This window comes from bacterium (assembly GCA_029210545.1).
GTDB lineage: Bacteria > BMS3Abin14 > BMS3Abin14 > BMS3Abin14 > BMS3Abin14 > JARGFV01.
In genome coordinates, this window is the sequence record JARGFV010000199.1 from 1 (window position 1) to 1,085 (window position 1,085).

General features: G+C 52.3%; 2 protein-coding genes and 1 pseudogene. 1 reads left to right on the forward strand and 2 read right to left on the reverse strand.

The features are described from left to right. Window positions 1-294 precede the first annotated feature (294 nt). Window positions 295-429, forward strand: a pseudogene (locus P1S46_12255) (HNH endonuclease). 101 nt (window positions 430-530) lie between these two features. Here the strand turns inward: P1S46_12255 and P1S46_12260 are convergent. Continuing rightward, window positions 531-827: a helix-turn-helix transcriptional regulator gene (locus P1S46_12260; GenBank protein MDF1537240.1), complete on the reverse strand. Its 297-nt coding sequence runs from the start codon at window positions 825-827 to the stop codon at window positions 531-533. 8 nt (window positions 828-835) lie between these two features. Then, the coding region (locus P1S46_12265; GenBank protein MDF1537241.1) for a type II toxin-antitoxin system RelE/ParE family toxin at window positions 836-1,085 on the reverse strand (250 nt) is incomplete at its 5' end.

A 1,085-nucleotide genomic window follows, 5' to 3' on the forward strand; every position in this document is an offset into this window, starting at 1 on the left:
TGAAGAAAAGGGCATGCTTCCGGATACGAGTGATATCGATTTTCTCGTCGAATTTCTCCCCCTGGGGACAAACCGTGGGGTCGGTTCTCGTTTTTCATACTTTTGTATGAAATAACCCAAATCCAAGTCCTGCCTTGCATTCCCGCAGCTCCATGAACTAATCTGGGACATACTCACTCCCACCCCCGAACAGCAGATCCAATTCCTGGTCAAGATCCACCCCTCGACAACAAGCTCCAGCCTTCGCCAAGGCTACGGCTGGCAGGCAGGGCAGGACGGATGGATGTAATTCCAATGAACTATCAACCTCCAAAAGCTGAAGAGCAGATCCATTTCCTGATAAAGATTCAACGGCTGTTGGGGGAGGGTCGGTTTGTCGCATCCTACAAGTTCGCCCTGCTTCAGGCTCTGGCTGATCTTTCCGTTGAAAATGTTAAAAATCAAATTGGGGCCGGTTAGAAGATAAAGGTTAAAGGGGAAGGGCAGTTCGCGCGTGCACATGTGCACTGGTGCACTTTTGATCCGGAGGATCAAGACGCCAGACTGATATGGATCTTCCTGCCGAGCACAGCGGCAGCCTTGCCGAGGGTTTTCAGGGTGACCCCGGTGTTTTCAGGGTCGAGCAGGCGATCCAGTACAGCCCTGCTGGTTCCCATCTTTGCGGCCATGGCGGTCTTGGAGATCCGTTCCTTGTCCATGAGCTCGGCGATCTGCCAGGCGATGACCCTCTTGGCCGCGACGATCTCCACCTCCTGGAGGATACCTTCTTCCTGGAGGAACTGATCGAAATCACTGCCGATAGCTGATCTGTTTTTTTTCCTTGCCATCCCTTACCTCAAAACCTTTTCATGCGTTCTTTTGCCAGTTCGAGATCTTTCTTCAGTATAGCCTGGGTCTTCTTTATGAAACCGTGTAGTAAAACTATGTGGTCGTCATGGGTACAGAAGATGACCCTTGCGATCCTGCCCTTAAGATTGGTCCTGACTTCCCACAATCCATCTCCCAGCCTGCGTACCAGGGGCATCCCCAGGGGCCAGCCCCACTGGACGGTTTTTATATCCGCGCCGATGAGTTTCCTGTCCTCG

Coding starts and splice junctions, on each gene's coding strand:
- P1S46_12260 (MDF1537240.1), bottom strand. CDS start 827: ATGGCAAGGAAAAAAAACAGATCAGCTATCGGCAGTGATTTCGATCAG.